Annotated in this window: 16 protein-coding genes; 5 read left to right on the top strand and 11 right to left on the bottom strand. The window is 46.9% G+C overall.

What is annotated here, in order from left to right:
• Nucleotides 1–8: 8 nt before the first annotated feature.
• From NV381_RS09235 to NV381_RS09220, 4 genes are all read left to right on the top strand, one after another.
• Nucleotides 9–959, top strand: coding sequence for an ABC transporter permease (locus tag NV381_RS09235; protein ID WP_258213013.1), 951 nt, complete (start codon nt 9–11; stop codon nt 957–959).
• Between the two features lie 43 nt (nt 960–1002).
• Nucleotides 1003–1881: a carbohydrate ABC transporter permease gene (locus NV381_RS09230; RefSeq protein ID WP_258212984.1), complete on the top strand. Its 879-nt coding sequence runs from the start codon at nt 1003–1005 to the stop codon at nt 1879–1881.
• Between the two features lie 188 nt (nt 1882–2069).
• Complete coding sequence (locus NV381_RS09225) at nt 2070–2408, top strand: NIPSNAP family protein (RefSeq protein WP_258212983.1); 339 nt, start codon at nt 2070–2072, stop codon at nt 2406–2408.
• Between the two features lie 71 nt (nt 2409–2479).
• A complete protein-coding gene (locus tag NV381_RS09220) occupies nt 2480–3562 on the top strand; it encodes a Gfo/Idh/MocA family protein (protein WP_258212982.1) in 1083 nt (360 codons plus the stop codon).
• 172 nt (nt 3563–3734) lie between these two features.
• On the opposite strand, the gene NV381_RS09215 is transcribed toward NV381_RS09220, so the two are convergent.
• The 4 genes from NV381_RS09215 to NV381_RS09200 all read right to left on the bottom strand — a co-directional run bounded on the left by NV381_RS09215 (nt 3735) and on the right by NV381_RS09200 (nt 8059).
• The gene (locus NV381_RS09215; RefSeq protein WP_258213012.1) at nt 3735–4619 is read right to left on the bottom strand and encodes a metal-dependent hydrolase; all 885 of its coding nucleotides are present in this window, start codon (nt 4617–4619) and stop codon (nt 3735–3737) included.
• A gap of 68 nt (nt 4620–4687) precedes the next feature.
• The gene (locus tag NV381_RS09210; protein ID WP_258212981.1) at nt 4688–5929 is read right to left on the bottom strand and encodes an MFS transporter; all 1242 of its coding nucleotides are present in this window, start codon (nt 5927–5929) and stop codon (nt 4688–4690) included.
• A gap of 87 nt (nt 5930–6016) precedes the next feature.
• The gene (locus tag NV381_RS09205; RefSeq protein WP_258212980.1) at nt 6017–6991 is read right to left on the bottom strand and encodes a Gfo/Idh/MocA family protein; all 975 of its coding nucleotides are present in this window, start codon (nt 6989–6991) and stop codon (nt 6017–6019) included.
• Between the two features lie 57 nt (nt 6992–7048).
• Nucleotides 7049–8059, bottom strand: coding sequence for an aldose 1-epimerase (locus tag NV381_RS09200; RefSeq protein ID WP_258212979.1), 1011 nt, complete (start codon nt 8057–8059; stop codon nt 7049–7051).
• A gap of 1119 nt (nt 8060–9178) precedes the next feature.
• On the opposite strand from NV381_RS09200, the gene NV381_RS09195 reads away from it, so the two are divergent.
• The gene (locus NV381_RS09195; protein WP_258212978.1) at nt 9179–11437 is read left to right on the top strand and encodes a PAS domain S-box protein; all 2259 of its coding nucleotides are present in this window, start codon (nt 9179–9181) and stop codon (nt 11435–11437) included.
• A gap of 191 nt (nt 11438–11628) precedes the next feature.
• Here NV381_RS09195 and NV381_RS09190 read toward each other — a convergent pair whose 3' ends face one another.
• The 7 genes from NV381_RS09190 to NV381_RS09160 form a co-directional block, all read right to left on the bottom strand.
• Nucleotides 11629–12186: a nitroreductase family protein gene (locus NV381_RS09190; protein WP_258212977.1), complete on the bottom strand. Its 558-nt coding sequence runs from the start codon at nt 12184–12186 to the stop codon at nt 11629–11631.
• 29 nt (nt 12187–12215) lie between these two features.
• A complete protein-coding gene (locus NV381_RS09185; RefSeq protein WP_258212976.1) occupies nt 12216–13616 on the bottom strand; it encodes a cobyrinate a,c-diamide synthase in 1401 nt (466 codons plus the stop codon).
• A 74-nt stretch (nt 13617–13690) separates the two neighbouring features.
• Entirely contained in the window at nt 13691–14815 is a 1125-nt protein-coding gene (locus NV381_RS09180; RefSeq protein WP_258212975.1) for a cobalt-precorrin 5A hydrolase, read from the bottom strand.
• Entirely contained in the window at nt 14812–15588 is a 777-nt protein-coding gene (gene cobM / locus NV381_RS09175) for a precorrin-4 C(11)-methyltransferase (RefSeq protein ID WP_258212974.1), read from the bottom strand. The genes NV381_RS09180 and cobM overlap by 4 nt, the downstream gene beginning before the upstream one ends.
• Entirely contained in the window at nt 15588–16298 is a 711-nt protein-coding gene (cobI, locus tag NV381_RS09170) for a precorrin-2 C(20)-methyltransferase (protein WP_258212973.1), read from the bottom strand. Before cobI ends, cobM begins: the two co-directional genes overlap by 1 nt.
• Nucleotides 16291–17604 carry a precorrin-6y C5,15-methyltransferase (decarboxylating) subunit CbiE gene (cbiE, locus tag NV381_RS09165; RefSeq protein ID WP_258212972.1) on the bottom strand — a complete coding sequence of 438 codons (1314 nt, stop codon included), beginning with the start codon at nt 17602–17604 and terminating at the stop codon, nt 16291–16293. The genes cobI and cbiE overlap by 8 nt, the downstream gene beginning before the upstream one ends.
• Before the next feature lie 485 nt (nt 17605–18089).
• The gene (locus NV381_RS09160) at nt 18090–19400 is read right to left on the bottom strand and encodes a cobalt-precorrin-5B (C(1))-methyltransferase (protein ID WP_258212971.1); all 1311 of its coding nucleotides are present in this window, start codon (nt 19398–19400) and stop codon (nt 18090–18092) included.
• Between the last annotated feature and the right edge of the window lie 3 nt (nt 19401–19403).

Below are 19403 nucleotides of genomic sequence, written 5' to 3'. Positions count from 1 at the left end.
TGCAATCTATGACCAAACCACATCTGTCGGGTGTCTCTACCCGGCGCAATGATCTCCTATATTGGAGTCGGCGAATAGCCCGAAACCGATGGCTTTACTTGATGGCGCTGCCTGGATTTTTTTATTTTGTCATTTTTAAATACATTCCTATGTGGGGAGTGATGATTGCTTTTAAAGATTATCGTCCTTTTCTGGGGTTCAGTCAAAGTCCTTGGGTAGGCATGAAATATTTTGATCGTTTTTTTAACGATCCTTCGTTTTTTCAGCTCCTGAGCAATACGTTAATATTAGGACTGTATAATCTGATCTTCTTTTTTCCAGCACCCATTATTATTGCATTGCTATTAAACGAACTGCGCAGCGAAAGGTTCAAACGGTTTGTGCAGAGTATGATTTATGTACCTCACTTTGTTTCGTGGGTTGTTGTAATAGGGATCGCCTACGTGTTCTTGACAACCGAGGGAGGCCTTCTTAACGATATAATTGCATCCTCAGGCGGGACCAAGATCAATTTCCTGGCTAGTGAAGAATGGTTTAGACCTATGATTATTTTAGAGGTTGTATGGAAAGAAACAGGCTGGGGGACGATCATTTTCCTTGCAGCATTAGCCGGAGTCGATCCGCAATTGTACGAAGCGGCACGTATCGATGGAGCGAACCGCTGGCGGCAAATTTGGCATATTACTTTACCGGCCATCCGAAGCACGATTATCATTTTATTGATCTTACGTTTGGGTCATTTCCTTGAAACCGGATTTGAGCAAATATGGCTCATGCTGAATCCATTGAATCGCAGTCTCGGTGAGGTCTTCGATACCTATGTTTATACATCCGGTATCACACAAGGACAGTTCAGCTACAGCACGGCCGTTGGATTATTCAAATCATTCGTCGGGCTTTTGATGGTCATGGGGGCGAATTGGCTGGCAAAGAAATTCGGAGAAGAAGGAATTTATTAATTGCTCATTAGAGAAACATCATCTGAGGGAGGTCTTGTCCGTCATGGTTCATGATAAAACATGGGGCAACCGATTGTTTGATTGGAGTAATATCGCAGTGCTTTTTGGGATTGCGATGGTTACCATAATTCCATTCATTTACTTGATTATAGGTTCATTCACTTCGTCAGCGGAGCTGCTTCAGAAAGGCTTTGTGCTTTTCCCAAGTGATTGGTCGCTTGATGCTTACATCTATATCTTTTCCACGCACACGCTGATGCGGAGTATGATGGTATCCATATATATCACGATTGCCGGAACTATCATTAATTTGCTGCTCACCACACTTCTCGCTTATCCGTTAGCGCGTAAAGATTTTGACGGTCGAAAGGCATTGACGTTCATGGTCGTATTCTCGATGCTTTTTAGCGGTGGAATTATTCCTACCTATTTGGTTGTAAAAGAACTGGGACTCTTGAATTCGTTTTGGTCTTTATTGTTGCCCGGAGCGATCAATGCATTTAACCTGATCGTCATGAAGAGCTTCTTCCAACAGCTGCCCGATGGGCTGGAGGAATCGGCAAAGATCGATGGATGTAACGATCTGGGCATTTGGTTTAAAATAGTACTGCCATTATCGCTGCCAGCTATCGCGACCTTTTCCCTATTTTATGCAGTGGGCCACTGGAACACATTCTTCAACGCCATTCTGTACATTAATGACAGCACGAAGTGGCCTGTTCAAGTACTGCTTCGTCAAATCGTCATCATGTCACAAGGAGGTATCGGCGACACCTCGGCATTTGCCGAAGGCTTTGTACCCCCTTCACAATCGATTAAAATGGCGGTTATCATTGTATCTACAGTGCCTATTCTGCTCGTTTATCCTTTCTTGCAAAAGCATTTTGCCAAAGGTGCCTTGCTCGGCTCTGTTAAAGGATAAAAAACCGTATAGATAAACTAGAATCAGCCGGCTCCAGTCATTGAATTATTTCAAGTAGGTAAGCTGTTTTTAAGCTTAATGATTCATTAGTTAACTTTAAGTAACTTAATATGAATTTTTTCACTCCTTCTCATGCCATGGATGATTATCTATAATTGAAGTAATAGATGATCGGAGGTGAACGAATAATGATCTACGAATTGAGAATTTATACGATTTTTCCGGGAAAAATCGATGCGATTCGAAAGCGCTTTTCTGATCATACGTTAGGTATTTTCGACAGACTTGGCATGGAAGTGTGTGATTTCTGGGAGGATCTAGAGGAACAGCCCAAACTGTACTATACGATGAGATACGAAAGCATGGAGGAACGGAAACGGCAATGGGAAGCTTTCTCGCAGGACCAGGAATGGAATGAAGTGAAACAAAAATCCGAGCAGGGTGGAAAAATTGTCGAGCGCGTCGAACAGGTATTTATGAAACGGGCTGACTATTTCTCTGCAGGGTATCCAACCATTCTGGATTAGCCGCCAGTCCTATCGACGGTTGCTTCCTAAAGAACTTTAGGCTTAATGAAACAGTTAGGGGAGTATTTATAATGAACAAGCCCATACAATTCAGCATCATCGGCGGAGGGTTCCGATCGGAGTTTTATCTGAGAATCGCAAGGGCGATGCCCGACAAATTTCAAGTAACTGGCATGGTGGTACGAGATGAAGGCAAAGGAAGCGAAATGGAGCGGAAATGGAATGTTTCCACATACCGTACATTAGACAGTCTGCTGGAGCGGGAACGCCCCGAGTTTGCAGTCGTGTCGGTAAGCCGCTCGGCTTGTCCTGGCTTCTTATTCGAGCTGGCCGAAAGAGGCATCCCGGCGCTGGCGGAAACACCGCCTGCTCCGGATTTGGACGGTTTGTTGGCACTTCATGAGCTTACATTAAGCGGTGCCAAAATCCAGGTGGCTGAGCAGTACCATTTCCAGCCTGTCCATGCGGCACAACTGGCGATCATCGATTCGGGTATGATTGGTTCAGTAACCCAGGCTACCGTGTCGGTCTCACAAGCTTATCACGGAATGAATATGATCCGAAAATTGCTGGGTGTCGGATTCGAGGAAGCCAAAATTCGAGCCATGCGTTTCGAATCTCCTTGGGTGGCTGGCCCCAATCGCAGCGGTCCGCCCGTCGAGGAAAAAATTGTCACGTCCAAGCGTGAAATCGCTTGGATCGACTACGGTGATAAATTAGGCATCTATGATTTCACGAGCGATCAGCATCGTTCCTGGATTCGCTCCAATCATGTTTCAGCCCGAGGTGTTCGTGGTGAAATATTCGATGATCGTCTGAAGATGCTTGCCGATTTCGCGACACCGCTTCAGATAGATTTGAAGCGGATCAACCGGGGAGAAAACGGTAACCTGGAAGGATATTTTCTCAAAGGCATTATAGCCGGAGAGCGTTGGGTGTATGAGAATCCGTTTGCCCCGGCCCGGCTGTATGACGATGAAATAGCTATCGCGGTATGCTTGGACAAGATGGCCGCTTATGCTGCAGGAGGACCGGGATTTTATGGACTGCCGGACGCTTCCCAGGACCATTACCTGGGTCTTTTGCTCGAAGAGGCTGTTCAAACAGGAGAAACCGTAACGGCTGTTCGACAGCCATGGAGTGAATTTCATTAATGGTATTCATTTAAAAGAAGGCAGAAAGAACAGCTCTATCGAGGCGCCTTCAGTGATGAGCGACCGCGATTCATTTGGAGGTTTTCTTGCTCCCTCGATGAAGATACTTTCGTGTCATAGCATTGGCATTTATAAGAAAAAGCCGTCTCCCCTACATCAAGGGATTGACGGCTTACTTGCCTTGCTTCAAGTCTTTTTCTATAGCCTCAAATAAAAAGGATTGCCCATTGCGATAAAAACGGGGATCATACAAGCCAATCTGCTTCTCATTATCAACAAGAACAACGAACGGTGACCACTCGTACAAAGTTTTAGCTTTCGGATTTGCTGCAAACAGCTTATCGAGATCGGCGCTCTCCTGTGATTTCAGCTCTACCTGCAGCTTCGGTTCTGTAAACGCGGTTGCATTGCTTATTTCGACTACCCCGTTCTTTTTACCGATCATTTGAAACTGACCAGGAACAAAACCCGCCGAAAGCGCAAACTGTTCATAACGTCCCGCATGCTGCTCATACAAAGCATAGCCTTGTGCGGATTGGGCAATGAAATGGCATGCCATCAGCAGCCATACCAGCTTATAGACACGATGAGGACGGCTGATCTTGCGCAGCTTGGCATACAGCAAACCTCCGAGCATGATCGCCCATAAAGTTAAATCGACAATTGGAATCGTACCGAAAGTGATTCTTTGAGTCGAAAAAGGCTCCAGATAGCCCGTCCCCCAAGCATTAAACAAGTCGCTGGTATCGTGAATCAATACGGCCAGAACACCAAGCCCATACAGCTTCCATCCCTTGACCTTCCAGAACAGCCAGCTTATTGCCGAGAATAGGGCTGCCCAAATCGGCACCAGAAATACCGAATGTGTAAGACCCCGATGCCACATTTGATAACGCCCCGCCGTGTCCCACCATGAAGAAATAACGTCGATGTCTGGAATTTGCGAGCCACCAACGGCAGTTACGAAGAAAGCTGTTTTTTCCTTGCGGCTCCAGCCTTCCTTCTTCACAGCCGCGTATAATGTTAATCCAAAAAAAGTGTGAGTAACCGTATCGATTATAAATCCCTTCTTCCCCTGCAAATACAAGCACTCATCAGCTCCATGAGTACTTCCCAATCAAGCTGCTAAGCCTCTCCTTGCTCCAGCTCCGGCCGAATCCCGCTCATGCGGAAAAGCGGGATCATTAGCAGAGCCCCAATAACGAACAAAACCGCCGCGGCTTCATACATGATAACAATATTGAATACCCCTTTCAGCCAGCCGGCCATACTCATCGTTAAGACCATAGCCCCCATAAACATCGGACTTAAAATTCCGTTGACCCGGCCAACAAAGGATTCCTCTGTATTTTGCAAAATCATTGTGTTGATGCCAATCTGAATCGCAGGCAGTACAAATCCGCCGATAAACTGCGCTCCCAATGTCAGCCACAAGGAAGTGGATAAACCAGTCACAATCATACTGATTGCACTGACGACCATTCCGATAGCCAGCAGCGTTTGTGGAGCTAACTTTTTAGTTAAGCCCATGGTCAAGCCGCCGCCTGCTATCATTGCCAAGCCGTTAGCCATCATTAACCATTGAATATATTCCTTGGGCAAACTTAATCGTTCCGTAACCAGAAAAACACCAAGGGGTTGAATCAGCCCAAGTGCCAGCCCAGCTGCCATAAAGCAGCCGCCGAGCGTTTTCAATGCTTTCTTGGATAACACATAGTGGAAGCCAGCGGCCATTTCCTGGGACAGCGTAGTTGTCTTTTGCGTTTCCTCAAGCTCTTTATCAGGCGGCAAAAACATCAATACGGCTGCTGATAAAATGAAAGCGACTCCCATGATTCCAATTGCAACTTCAATACCATACCGTTGGTACACAAACGTTCCCATTATGGGTCCGAGTACCATAAAGATGGCAAACATCGTCTGATACAACGACATCCCCAGCTGCATCAGTTCACCCGGAACGTGAATTTTAAACAATCGCATACCGGATGGCTGGGAAAACTGCGACAAAATAGCCGAAACCAGTGTCGCAAAAAACACCGCTTTCCAAGTGCCAAAGGACAATGTCAGCAGCACAGCTAAAATCGACACCGCACTAAGGACATCACACCATATCATAGTCCGTTTAGGTCTCCACCGGTCTGCAAATGTGCCTCCAATAAAGGAAAAAATAAAAATCGGCGCAAATTCCGCCACAGAAATCATAGAAACTGCGAATGGATCCCCATTCGTCTTATCCATTACAAAGAGCAGAATAGCAAAGTTTCGTACCCATATTCCAATCTGCAAAAAAAGTCCCGACAGTAAAATCGACTGCACAAACCGGTTGCGGAGCAATCCCGCCACTCCCGGCGTTGTTGATGCCATAGCTATATCATCCTTTCATTATGCTGACTTCAATATTGAATCTCATGATACTGCTTCCGCACGCACTCAACTACTGCACTTACCTATTTAGTTACGGATTCGAACCGGCGCACCAGATGCCGCGGAGCGGGTAGCCGCGTATGCGACCTCCTGCGTTTTCACTGAATCTGCATAAGGCGATAATATGCCTGAGCCGTCTCCTGTTCTAACAGCATGTAGAAATGCTTCGTGCTCACGAACATACGGATTATTAACATTTTTGTGCTCAATTACGAAGGATTTACCTAGTTCCCTTATGCTATCCCTGGTAATTTCCAGCAAACCTTGATCTGTATATATTTGAAGCCCTACCGGTCCATCCCCTGGCAGAATGCAAGTATTCGATATCGTTGCAACAGCCCCGCTAGCCAGCTTAACCGTAACTGTACCTACATCGGGAACCGTCACTCCATCCTCCACCTCATGCATTACACGATTCGCATAAGCTGCATATACTTCCTCAACATCGCCCATTAAGTAACGCATCAGATCAATAATATGGGAAGTCTGTTCGATGAATTGTCCGCCAGAACCATCCTGCTTCCGCCACCAGCCTACCTTAGGCATACTGCCCATCCAATGTCCAAGCGCCATACCTGTTTTTCTTTGCTCCAGAAGCTCTACTGCGCGTTTGGTGGAATCCATATAACGGAAATGATAACCGACGGATGTAATCAGCTTTTGTGCGTTTATCCTGTGCAAAATCTCCGTAGGAAGCTCGATATCAAGACCCAGCGGTTTTTCAACAAAAAAAGGAATTCCACGCTCGATCAAAGCAAATTCGGTTGCTCCATGAGCCATAGGCGGAACACAAATGTATACAGCATCCAAGGCTTGCGCGTCCAGCATGGTTGCGAGTGAATCGTAGCCTTTGGCCCCATTCCATGACGATGCAGCTTTCTCCGCCTTATCCAAGCTTGTTCCACAAAATGCTGTCACTTCGACATCTTCCATCTTCGAAAGCAGATTACAGTGAAAACGAGTAAATGAGCCGGTACCAACAAAACCAATTTTTAAAGACATCGCATATCTCTCCCTTAATACGAGTTTATAATAGCTTGCTGGCTTTAAAGCTGATAATTACTCCCCGCTTACGGTATACATCCGGCATGTTGCTGTCCATACTGCACCTGGCACGAGCAATTGAAATCCTGTGGCTTCATCCGATTGCAGCACATTAGGTGCATTGATAGCCCATGTTTGCGGCTCAGGGCAAATAAATCGGCTTTGTCCATCATCATTCCATATCGTCCAATGCTTAAACTCTTGGTCCACCTCATACACAAGGCTTATATTCCGTTCAGTATCCATGAGTTCCGCACCATGGAAGCTTTTTCCGTTGCGCTCTACAGCTTTGCTGGTCAAATGCTTCGCATAAGGCTTACCTGTTGGCTGAATGCCATCCAGAAGCAGCTGCTGATCCTGTTCATCAAGCGGCAGCAGAGCTCCTGTGGGTACAAACAACGGCGTAAGCTCCCACTCCTCGCCCACCGACACCTTTAATCGATAATCCTTCTCTTGTCCCTCCGCATGGAAAGGCACCCGAAAAGCGGTATGAAAGCCTACTCCAAGCGGCATGGGCTCCTCACCGTAGTTTTCAATGCGAACCTGCTGCTCCAGCCCTCTTTCGGACAAAATATAAGTTAGCTCGTAGGAAAATTCATGAGGAAAATAAGCATACATTTCTCCATGTTTACCCATATCCATAAAGAGAACAATCCGGGCTGCTCCATCATCGCGAACGCCATATTCTTTGACTTCCCAAGCCCTTTTATGAAGAATGCCATGCATAAAATGCTTTCCATCCGAACTGTTCAATGGGAGCACGTAATCGCGCAAAGGAGTTGAGAATTTTCCTCCCTCTATTCGGTTAGGCGGAAATAAAGGCGGAATCCCATACCGCTGTCCTGCTGTGCGCAGCTGCTCTGAGCTCTCCGGTGTACGTAAAAAGCTTAAGTTCTCTTCCGGTCGGCTCAATTCCACCATATTGCTCCCAATTTCAGGAACGATAACTGCTCGATAGCCTCCAGAGATTAATTCGATCGCAGGTACATCGTAAAAAGATATTTCTTTGGCTGAAGCTTGTTCCATTATTATCCCTCCAACAGGTTATTTGCAGAAACTTATTAGGCAATTGCCAATCCAACCCTTTCCATTATCCAACAAATCAGACTCAAGCGCAAAACCTAGTTCCGTTTATACTAATAGTTTGATAGAACTAAAAACATAGTAAGCCCACCATCTTAGAAAATGGCAGAAATCGCTTTATGGTATGCCAGGTAAACCTATACGACCTGATCCATAGTCAAATGTGCTTCGCATGGAGTTCGACCGACCGCCATGCAACGCCGCAACGCACGCCCGGGATTCGTGCGCGTTGCGGCGTTGCATGGCGGGAGATCGGATTACATTAAACCTACATCTTGGTATACCGTGGATCTCCGTATCGGCATCCTGTAGTTTGCTTGAGAAGTGCGTCATTCGGCTATATGAATTGCACTCTTTAATGCTTCACTCGACTTGTCCGTACACAGTAAAATTCATCATATTCGAATATACCAGTCCGCATTGTAGAAAAAAAACCATCTAAATAGGCTCAACTTCAAAATCAGTGCACCACCTCCACCGACAGCTCGAACAAAATCATGCAAAAATACAGTTATTTTCTATTGAAATTAGCTATCGAGGGAATACCTGCAAAAATACAGCAACTTTCATAGAAAACGGCCGGGTTCAGCCAAGAATGATAAAAAAGATGTACTTTTTACATGAATTCAAGAATACTACCGATAAAAGACCAAAAAGGCTGTATAAACGCAGTTTTTTGGACAGGAATAACTTATTTCGAATTATGTCTTAAGCGCTGACAGTAGTCGTTGTTCTTAAGGTTTTGTCTAGGGCTGAGCTGGATATAGAGCAGGATATAGATCTGAAATCTAATAACTCCGTCAAGCGCTGATTTTAGGTTTTGAGCCTGCAAAAATAACGTTTTTTCTCTTTCTCCATACTTTTCTCAAGAACAAATTGTTACTTTTATATTTCCAGCAATTTAGTAAATGTCTTATTCCGAAATAAAGATGAAATTTTGCGAATATTTAACAAGTCAATACCTAATGGTAAAACCCTACCAAGCATGCTATCATCTTATTATCTTCGACAATTTTCGCTAAAATCATTGCCGTGCCATACAGCTTAGGGGAGTGTCATCTTGTGTCTATCAAAACGAAACTATCTTTGTGGATCTCCTTCATCGTAGCTATTATATTATCTTTAAATATATCTATTTATTACTACTCCTCCCGCACTGAGCTGCAAGCCAATGCAGAGCGTCAAATGGCCGCCATTGCCAAGCAAATTGGAGCCAAAATAGAGGTTTCTCAGAAAGGGAAGCAACTTCTTGAAGATATGGTCGGAGATAAACTTCGGATGGCAGCGATTGCGGCGCAGAACAAATTAGACCCGGATATTAACAAGGTGACCAACGACCAGCTGGTTCAACTTAGCCAAGCCTTGGGGATCGATCATATTACTCTCTGGAAGCAGCTTGACAACGATATACTGGCTCTTAAATCATCCAATCCAAAGGAAGTCAACATCAGCTCCAAAACCTGGGATTACTGGTATACAGCTTTTGGGCAGCTCTTTACTGAAGGGAACGTCTCAATTCCTTATGGTCAAAAACTGCCACATTACTGGTCAGGCCCCATTAACTTTGCTACTACCGATCCTTCCGTTATAAATAAGTGGGGCTACTATTACGATGGAACTACGAATTATATGATTAATCCCTATTTAAATGCTCAAATGCTCCTGCAATTCGAGAAGAGCTTTGGGACAGATGCTTTTTTGCATACCATGCTTCAGGATAACAGCAATATTCTGGAGATTACCGGGTTCGATCCGCAATTTTTTGGCCAAAAACCTATTATTAAAATTAAAAACGGTATCCCTGTCTACAATCTGGATGTTCGCGATGTTATATTCGGACAATACACCTTCCAACATGAAAATGATCTCAATCAAATCAAGCAAGCTACGCAATCCGGCAGCATATTTACAATCAATGAGACTATTAACAACAGACAGGTTATCAAAAGCTTTATTCCTATAAACGGAATCAAGCCCTACGTTATTGGAATCACATTTGACCAAGGGGCTATCACCCATGTACTGGATAAACAACTGCTGCTGCATATCAGTATTTCTGTGGGGCTTATTCTAATTACTATGGTAGCAAGTTACTTCATAGCAGGCTTTATGCTGCGGTCCTTAAATCAAATCATCCGCAAGGTGACGGAAGTGTCCTCAGGTAATTTCGGTACCCAAATGACGGTTCACAGCGATGATGAGCTAGGTCAGCTGGCTTCAAAGATTAACACGATGTCCACTAATTTAAGCACGTATACCCAACAGTTAAAGGATACAGCCATAGAGCTGCAGGAGACCAAAGAGTATCTGGAATCGTTCGTCAACCACACCTCAGATGCCATTCACGTGATGGATTTACAAGGGAATGTGCTACTAACTAACAAAGCGTTCGAGACGATATTCGGTTGGAGCGAGGAGGACACCGTTGGCAAACAAATCGAGCATATCCCCCCAAGCTATGAACATGAGTTCGAACGCATACGTCAATCCATCCTGCTAGGTGAACCCATCGCGGATTACGAAACGGTTCGCAGCACGAAAGACGGAAGATATATCGATGTCAGCACCACCATATCTCCGATCCGTAATGGACAAGGGGACATTGTTGCCATTGCTTCGATCTCAAGAAACATTACTTTGCGTAAACAAACAGAAGAGCTGCTGCGCAAATCAGAAAAGCTTTCCGTTGTCGGCCAGCTCGCGGCCGGTGTTGCCCACGAGATTCGCAACCCGTTAACGACGATAAGAGGTTTCGTCCAGCTGCAAAAAAACAGAGGGCCGCTCGCGACCAGCCATCTCGATATTATGCTGTCGGAGCTGGATCGAATTAATTTTATTGTCAGCGAGTTTTTAGTTTTGTCCAAGCCTCAAGCCAGCTTGTTTGAGCTGGGCGATGTTCAGGCTATCTTACGAGATATTGTTCTTTTGCTGGATTCACAAGCCAATATGAATAATGTACAAATCGAAATGCAAGTAGAGGAGGACATTCCCAATATCTTCTGTGAGCCCAATCAGTTAAAGCAAGTTTTTGTGAATGTGCTTAAGAATGGTATGGAAGCCATGCCGGATGGTGGAAAACTCCTCATTCATATCGAATACAACCCTGAGGGCAGCATTATTGTCCGTATCATCGATCAAGGCCACGGCATCTCAGAGGAAGATCTTCCACGGCTGGGCGAGCCCTTCTTTACAAATAAAGAATCCGGCAATGGCCTGGGACTCATGGTTAGTCAACGTATTATTGCCAATCATAAGGGGAGTCTCCTGATTCAAAGCGAGCTTGGGAAGGGAACCTGCGTGGAGATTCGCTTGCCGCTGTAATGCTGAAGGGGAGCACAATAGAAAAAAGAGGGACAGGTTTCTTGCCTGCTCCTCTTTCTGGATCGATTGGAAGTATTATAAGAAAAGCTTTTATTCGAAGCTCTCTTGAAGAAGATACATTCGTGTCTTATCGGTTGCTTTTCTTGCAATATTAGAAAGGTGAACCTCCGGTTCAAACTTATACTTTAATATTATAAAAAAGTCATTTTATCACGATGAGGTGTTCTGGCAGTGGCTGCTGCTTCATCAGCCGGATAGCCGATAAACAGAGTACCCACTACCTGCTTATTTTCAGGCGAGCCGATAAACTGATGCATACGTTCATCATGAACAAGACCTATTCCACGGGTTCTCCATACGAGCCCAAGCCCCAGCTCTCCTGCAGCGAGCCACATCGAATGAATCGCACAAGCTGTGGCATACTCATTATCCTTGGATGAGGCACTGTCATTCGGAATAACATCCGAGGTAACCACAATAACCAAAGGCGTAGCCGTTAACACCTTCAACGATTCCTTCACCAGATTCGGTTTTGTAGGGAAACGTTCCTCCAAATATTGTAATGCCAGAGCTTCGTAACGAAGCTTCGAATCTCCACGGATGATATAAAAATGCCAAGGCTCACGAAGTCGATCGTTCGGCGCAAGTGTAGCCGCTTCAAGAAGAGCATGAATTTTCTCCTCTTCTACTTCAACCGGCTGAACATTTCTGACAGCTCTGCGCTGCTGCAAAATTTTTATAACAGACATGGGCTATAACTCCTTTTTGTATAAAAGATTTAACGATTCGCTTTGTAGTCCAGACATTTAGTAACCCATCGCTGCACCAGCTCAGGCTCCGAGGCAAAATGAATATGCGTATAGCCCGCTATAAGATTGCCTTGTTCATTGCGGTAGCCTTCCTGCTTAGCTCCACGCATTCCCTTAGTCTCATAGGCATATGGATTCTCGGTATTTGGCAGCGGATGATAAGTGGAGTAGTGAAACTCATGCCCTTTTGCTTTATCTGCTGGCCCCAGCAGGAAGTTTCCTTCCGTGCCGGTGATATCACGATATCCAAGTGCCGCTAATTTGGACTGCATTCGCACAAAGCCAGGGACAATTCCCAGCATGGGGAAGCTCTGACCCTTGGTGTCCTCGATAGCTTCCGTGAGGTACATGAAGCCGCCGCATTCGGCTAGTGTTGGAAGCCCTCGCTGGATTGCGCTGCGGATCGACTCCTTGACGGTTTCATCTGCTGTTAAACGATCAGCAAATTCCTCAGGAAAGCCGCCGCCTAAGTATAGGCCATGAACGCCTTCGGGCAGTGATTCTCCGGCTAATGGAGAGAAAAAGACACATTCAGCGCCGTACGCTTCCAACAATTCAATATTTTCTTGATAATAGAAATTGAAAGCTGAATCTTTCGCTATGGCAATCTTGATTGCCTGACTGCCCCGATGACGGAACAAGCTGGAGCTGCCTGCATCTACATCAGGCAGACTAACGGCTGGGGATTCCGCCAGCTCCCAGATTCGCTGCACATCGATAGTAGCGGTGATAAGCGCAGACAGCCGATCAAAGAACGGCTGCAGCTCTCCGCGTTCCACCGATGGGACAAGACCCAGATGCCGCTCGGGCATCTGGATGTCGTCATTGCGCAGCAGGAATCCCACTACAGGGATTCCACATTCCTGCTCTATGGCGTCGCGGACGATGCGGAAGTGGCTTTCACTTCCGCATCGGTTGGCTATGACGCCAACGATACGTGCGCGGGGTTCCAGTACCTGGAACCCTTTGACAATAGCAGCGGCGCTCCGCGCCATGCTCTGGCAGTTGACCACCAGCAGCACAGGAGCCTCCAGCTGCATGCTGATTTCCGCCGTACTGCCTTCATTGGTTTTCGGATTTTTACCATCATAGAAGCCCATAACGCCTTCAATTATCGAAATATCTGCATCAAGGCTGGCTCTCGTGTACAGCTCTTTTACTATATCGTGAGACAGCATATAGCTGTCGAGATTGCGTGAGATGCGGCCGGTAACCGCAGTATGGTAAGTCGGGTCGATATAATCGGGCCCGCATTTGAAGCCCTGCACCTGATGACCCATACTGCGAAGCGCTGCCATCAGCCCGATGGTCAGCGTAGTTTTACCAACACCGCTGCCTGTTCCGGCGATTACCATTTTTCTTACAGTCATTGGATTCTCCTTATAAGAGCTTAATTAAAGATATATCCTTTACCCTTTATTCAATAAATCGGCTTCTTATTCCCTTAAGTAAACGGAATGACAGCAACGGAAACCGTGACATTGCCGGATTTTTTCTTAACAAGCGCAAGCGTTGAAACACCGGAGTAAAGCTTTGCAGCGGGCTCACTTACCGCGTACGCACCGGTGAATTTATACACGGTTTCTGATGGGTCATCGATAGGCACCTCGTTCAGCTGCTCCGGCGTATAAGTTTCGAACACCCAGCCATACTTTTGTACGACCGCGAGCAGACCCTCCTCGTCCTTTTTCAGGTCGATTGTGCAGAGCGCCTTCACGCTGCTCAGCGAAAACTTCAGCTCCGCCAGCGTTTCCGTAATCACAGCTTCGATCTCCTCGGCGGATGTACCGCGGTTGCAGCCTACGCCAAGGGCAAGCACCTTCGGCCGATACAGCACACCGTTGGCGAGGATCGCTTCCTCATCAGGGGTCAGCACCCGATGTGTGACCACTAGCGCTGCCTTCGGCTGTGAGGCAATCGCCTCGGCTACCGATGCGTAGACATGGATATTCGCAGGCAGCGGCGTATTATAAAGCCACCAGCCGGTTTCGCCTGACTCCTGCACGACGGCAACCTGCTCCTCGTTGACGACGGATGCGCTAACCGGAGTCAGCTTATCCGCCGATTCCCACACCCAGCCGAAGCGGCGTCCGAACAAATCAACGGCAATGGTCCCTTGCACATCAGAAGCCGTTGTAATGACCGCTCGGGCATCAAGGGCAGCTGCCACCTCACGTGTCAGCTCATTGGCACCGCCCAAATGTCCGGACAACACGCTGATTACATGCTCTCCTTTATCGTCGATGACTACGATGCCGGGATCTTTCTTTTTATCCTCCAGTAAAGGAGCAATCATACGGATAACCGCACCCAATGAAATAATGATAATAAGACCTTTATAAGATGGAAATAACGCAGGAAATAACATTCGCACGCTTCCCTCGAACATTTGAATGCCGCGAGCCGCTTCATCTCCACGCTCGAATTTAGACATATAATATAAATCCGAATGAGAGAAGGAGCTTTGCAGCTTTCTTGCCATCTCGACACCGTGCTTGGTAATAGCAATAATCGCATAATCGCCGCGTTGTTCAATAGATGGCATGACGCCTTCGCTCAGCGTAATCATGGTTTCACCCCTCTGCGGAAGCGGTGAGTAAATTCCTTATCATACAGCTTGGAGCGGTATTCCTCGTTGCTGTGAATTTCAGGATCAAGCGCCCAGCCTGCCAAAATCATAGCATGAGAGCGAATGCCGTTCTCCTTCATATCTTTCTCGAGATTTGCAAGCGTTGTACGTATAATAAGCTGATCCGGCCAAGTCGCCCGCTGTACGACAGCAACCGGCGTATTCTCGCTCCATCCAGCATCTGTCAGCTCGGTAACAACCTTCCTCGTCAAGGTTGCACTTAGAAATAACGCAATTGTGCAGTGATGCGCAGCCAGGTCCTTCAGCTTCTCTAGCTCAGGTACCGGTGTCCGGCCTTCCGCACGGGTTAGAATCAGCGTCTGGGTTAATTCCGGAATAGTCAGCTCCGCACCAACAGCCGCTGCCGAGGCGAATACCGAGCTCACACCTGGAATGATTTCGTAGCCGATGCCTTCCTTTTTCAAAAGAGCAATCTGCTCCATGATCGCCCCGAACACAGCAGGATCCCCCGTGTGAACTCTCGCCACCATTTTGCCTTCCTTGACGCGATCCACCATCACCCGGACCATTTCCTCCAGATCCATCCCTGCGCTTTTCAAAATTTCAGCCTCAGGTTTAGCCTTGGCGATCAGCTCCTCATTCACCAACGAATCCGTATACAACACAACGTCAGCCTCCTGCAAAATACGAAGACCTTTTACCGTAATCAAATCAGGATCCCCCGGACCCGCACCTATAATATAAATTTTCATTATTTTCTCACCACCATTAACGTAAGATATTCCAGCTCACGACCCTTAAGCTCCATAATATTGCGCCAAATCTCTTCCTCCGAGGAGGTAACCTTCGTCAGCACCGCTGCTTTGTCCACCAAACCAAGATCACTTAGCACCCGTATCATCAGATCGATTACCTTGGCTACCTTGATGAAAACAATACAATCATGAGACTCAATCGCATGCCGCATCGTGTCATAATCATCCGTTGCAGGGACAATGGCAATCTGCTCATCGCCATCAGCCATCGGGATGCCCAAACGGGATGCAGACGCATTGATCGAGGAGATACCCGGTATGGAAATTATATCCACCTCCGGATGACGCTCCTTCATAAGCCGCATCAAATGAATAAATGTGCTGTATATCATCGGATCGCCTTCGGTTACAAAAGCAACGTTCTTCCCCTGCCGAATATGCTCCCAGACGGAATCCACTGTCTTATTCCACTGCATCTCCAAGGCTTCGCGATCTCTGGTCATCGGGAAGGTCAGTCCGATCATTGTCTTTTCTTCCGTATTTACATAAAGCTCCGTAATAGCGAGCGCGTAGCTCTTGGCTCCCTTTTTTTTGCGAGGGTAGGCAATCACTGGCGATTCCTTCAAAATTCTAAAAGCTTTGACAGTAATCAATTCCGGGTCGCCTGGACCAACGCCCAAACCATATAAAACACCTAAATTACTCACCTGCTTTAGTCTCCTTTTCCCCAGTCGTACTGCTGTCGGGCTTTTTATGCTGTGCCGTTATAATATAAATAGGATTCAAGCCTTCGAATCGGGTCATATCCAAAATAGGTTTGCTGCGCGATATTTGCGCCAAAGTAATGCTTGTAGCAAAGCCTTCCTCAGCGAACGTCCGGTTTGCTTCATATAAATTTTCTATAGTTGCCGCATTCAGCACAATTCTGCCGCCAGGCTGCAATCGACTGCAGCATACGTGAAGCAGCTCTTTCATTTCCCCTCCGCTGCCGCCAATGAACACGGCATTCGGGTCTGGAAAAGCTTCCAGCCCTTGAGGTGCACGCCCCTGAACAGCTGTGATATCCGTACGAAAACGATGCATATTTTCCAAGCAATTTTGTAGGTCGCCTTCATTTTTCTCAATGGCATACACTTCACCCTGACGCGCAATTCTCGCTGCCTCAATAGCAACCGAGCCTGTGCAGGTGCCGATGTCCCATACGATACTATTCGGCCGAAGCCCCAGCTGCGCAATACTCAGCACACGGATTTCTTTTTTCGTGATTAAGCCTTTATCCGGCTTGCGCTGCGCAAACAGCTCGTCATCAATCCCAAGCGGCCAATCTGGCAGCGTGGAGGCTGCATCGGCTTTATGTTTAAGAATGACCACATTTAATGAGGAGAAGGCCCCCGCTGCCATGGCTGCCAGCTCCTGCAATCCGTACCAGCCGGTGCGTTCTTCAGAACCATCCAAATTTTCTGCAACAAAAACCTCATATTCCGTCATCCCAAAAGAAAGCAAATAAGCTGCAATAGCCGCAGGATTATTAGTGTCGTCGGTTAATAAAGCTACCTTCCGTTTCCCATCTATACGCTGAGCCAGCCCCTTGATGCTTCGCCCATGAACACTGATGAGCTCAGCATCCTGCCAGCTTTCACCCATACGTGCAAAAGCCAATTGAATCGAGCTCAAATTAGGGTACACTTCAACCTCAAGCTTGGAGCTCAAATACCCGCCTATTCCATAAAATAACGGATCACCTGAAGCTAACACAACCGTTCTTCGCCCCTGCTCCGCTCCTGCCTTTAGTTGGGATGCGAGCTCTTTCAAGCCGCCCTTCAGCACTACCTTCTCTCCCTGATACTCAGGAAAAAATTCGAGCTGACGCTCCCCGCCTACAAGCACCTCGCTTTGTGCTATCCAATCGAGATACAGCGGCAGCAAGCTGTCTCGGCCGTTATCTCCGATGCCTATGACCTTTGGCTTACTGTTACTTGCCTTGCCACCACCCGGCACGTACTGTTGATTCATCCTGTCCATTCCCCCCAATCCACTACAAACACTTTATCGCTTTATGACCGATCCCGGACACCGATCTCAGACAAATTAACAGGAAAACATGCAGCTATTTCAGCTGTTTTACGCTTCATTATCTGTTTAGCTGGAAAAGCTCCCTCTAATTGCATCAATTTCAGTCATTTCTCTATAAAAGTAGAAAATTACCAGGACGTTTTCCAGCTAATCTTCTATCTATGGGAAATCTATCTGAAATAGCAGGAGGTTTTCCTGTTACTTTTTTTTCTGTTACTTTTATTCCTGTTACTTTTCCGATTCCGAGCAGCACCCAAAAATTCCCATCATAAATCACCTCGCCGACTGTTCCAATCCCTCACCAGCTCAAGCAGGTCTCTTATAACCAGCCCAGGAGTATTTTCCAACGCGCGAGAATCCCAGGTGCGCATTGCGGCATTGCATGGCGGTCAGTCGAACCCCATTCACTTGCAATATTTCGTTGGTCAGGCTTCAATTCGTGCGCTTCCCAACAAGTTGGCCTTCATGGAAATAATTACGGTTTCGATTTCCATGCCGCCTCCGACTTCCCGCAGGCCAGCGTCACAGCAATAGGTACACAGGAGCTCAAAAAAGTCGCTGTAGCCCCATTCCTGCATCCAATCGCCAACCAATGCGGCAGTATTGGCGCCCAGAATGGCGTCTGCTTGCTCTTGGGATGCCCCTGCTTCTGTTGCAACCTGCGCCAGGAAACCGAAGTCTATGGGCGCGCTTTTACTATGCACCATCATAACGCCCTGTGCTACCTTCGAGAATTTCCCCATCATTCCAACCAGAGTAACTTTTCGGATTCCTTGTCTTCTCGCTTGCTGAAGAGCAAAACCAATAAAATCCCCCATCTCGACAAACGCTTCCTCTGATAAATCCGGGTACATGTCCATCCCATACTTCTCAGTACGACCACCTGTAGACAGCACCAAATGACTGCATCCGCAAGTAACCGCGACACGAATAGCTTGGGCGACGCTTGCTTTATAGGCAGAAGTGGAAAAAGGCACCACAGTGCCTCTTGTACCAAGGATCGAAATCCCACCAAGAATTCCAAGTCTTCCATTCAATGTCTTTTTGGCAATTTCCTCACCATCCGGCACGGAAATAACAACCCGAACTCCCCTGTCTAACCCATACTGGTTAAGTACAGCTTCTGTAGCTTGCCGAATCATTTTACGCGGTACAGGGTTAATGGCAGCTTCACCGACTGGCACGGGTAACCCCGGCTTCGTAACTCGGCCTACACCGATTCCCCCATCAAGCTCGATGCCTGGCTCAGAACGCCAGCTGACCTCGGAAATAATTCTCGCTTTATGTGTTGCATCCGGGTCATCGCCGCCATCCTTGATAATTTCTGCTTCTGCGCGCTCCGCTTCATACTCACAGCGAACAATTTCGAAAGTCACAATCTCACCAATCGGTATTCGAATTGTCGCATGCAGCTGGCTCTCCTGCAGGATTAATGCTGTTAGTGCCGCTTGCGTCGCCGCCGTCGCGCAGGAGCCTGTTGTATAACCATGCCGTAACGGCTTCTCTTCTTTGGCTGCGCTATCTTCTGCTTGGTTTGATTTTCTTGGGTTTACAGCCTTATCAGACTTTTTTGATTCGCTTGGTTCGCTTGCATCGTCTAACTTTTTTGATTCGCTTGCATTATCTGACTTACTTGGTTTGCTTACCTCATTTGAAGACTTGTCTGACTCCATTGCTAAGTCCATATTCCCAGCTTTATCCGGATTGTCTGCCTTGCCCGTTTTATCAGCTGTCATAGC

The organism is Paenibacillus radicis (ex Xue et al. 2023), assembly GCF_024722015.1.
Classification (GTDB): Bacteria; Bacillota; Bacilli; order Paenibacillales; family NBRC-103111; genus Paenibacillus_S.
This window is presented reverse-complemented; position numbering and strand designations above follow the sequence as displayed.

Excerpts from the sequence above, each read along its gene's own strand:
- NV381_RS09235 (WP_258213013.1), top strand. The coding sequence starts at position 9 with ATGACCAAACCACATCTGTCGGGTGTCTCTACCCGGCGCAATGATCTC.
- NV381_RS09230 (WP_258212984.1), top strand. The coding sequence starts at position 1,003 with ATGGTTCATGATAAAACATGGGGCAACCGATTGTTTGATTGGAGTAAT.
- NV381_RS09225 (WP_258212983.1), top strand. The coding sequence starts at position 2,070 with ATGATCTACGAATTGAGAATTTATACGATTTTTCCGGGAAAAATCGAT.
- NV381_RS09220 (WP_258212982.1), top strand. The coding sequence starts at position 2,480 with ATGAACAAGCCCATACAATTCAGCATCATCGGCGGAGGGTTCCGATCG.
- NV381_RS09210 (WP_258212981.1), bottom strand. The coding sequence starts at position 5,929 with ATGGCATCAACAACGCCGGGAGTGGCGGGATTGCTCCGCAACCGGTTT.
- NV381_RS09205 (WP_258212980.1), bottom strand. The coding sequence starts at position 6,991 with ATGTCTTTAAAAATTGGTTTTGTTGGTACCGGCTCATTTACTCGTTTT.
- NV381_RS09200 (WP_258212979.1), bottom strand. The coding sequence starts at position 8,059 with ATGGAACAAGCTTCAGCCAAAGAAATATCTTTTTACGATGTACCTGCG.
- NV381_RS09190 (WP_258212977.1), bottom strand. The coding sequence starts at position 12,186 with ATGTCTGTTATAAAAATTTTGCAGCAGCGCAGAGCTGTCAGAAATGTT.
- NV381_RS09185 (WP_258212976.1), bottom strand. The coding sequence starts at position 13,616 with ATGACTGTAAGAAAAATGGTAATCGCCGGAACAGGCAGCGGTGTTGGT.
- NV381_RS09180 (WP_258212975.1), bottom strand. The coding sequence starts at position 14,815 with ATGATTACGCTGAGCGAAGGCGTCATGCCATCTATTGAACAACGCGGC.
- cobM (WP_258212974.1), bottom strand. The coding sequence starts at position 15,588 with ATGAAAATTTATATTATAGGTGCGGGTCCGGGGGATCCTGATTTGATT.
- cbiE (WP_258212972.1), bottom strand. The coding sequence starts at position 17,604 with ATGAATCAACAGTACGTGCCGGGTGGTGGCAAGGCAAGTAACAGTAAG.
- NV381_RS09160 (WP_258212971.1), bottom strand. The coding sequence starts at position 19,400 with ATGACAGCTGATAAAACGGGCAAGGCAGACAATCCGGATAAAGCTGGG.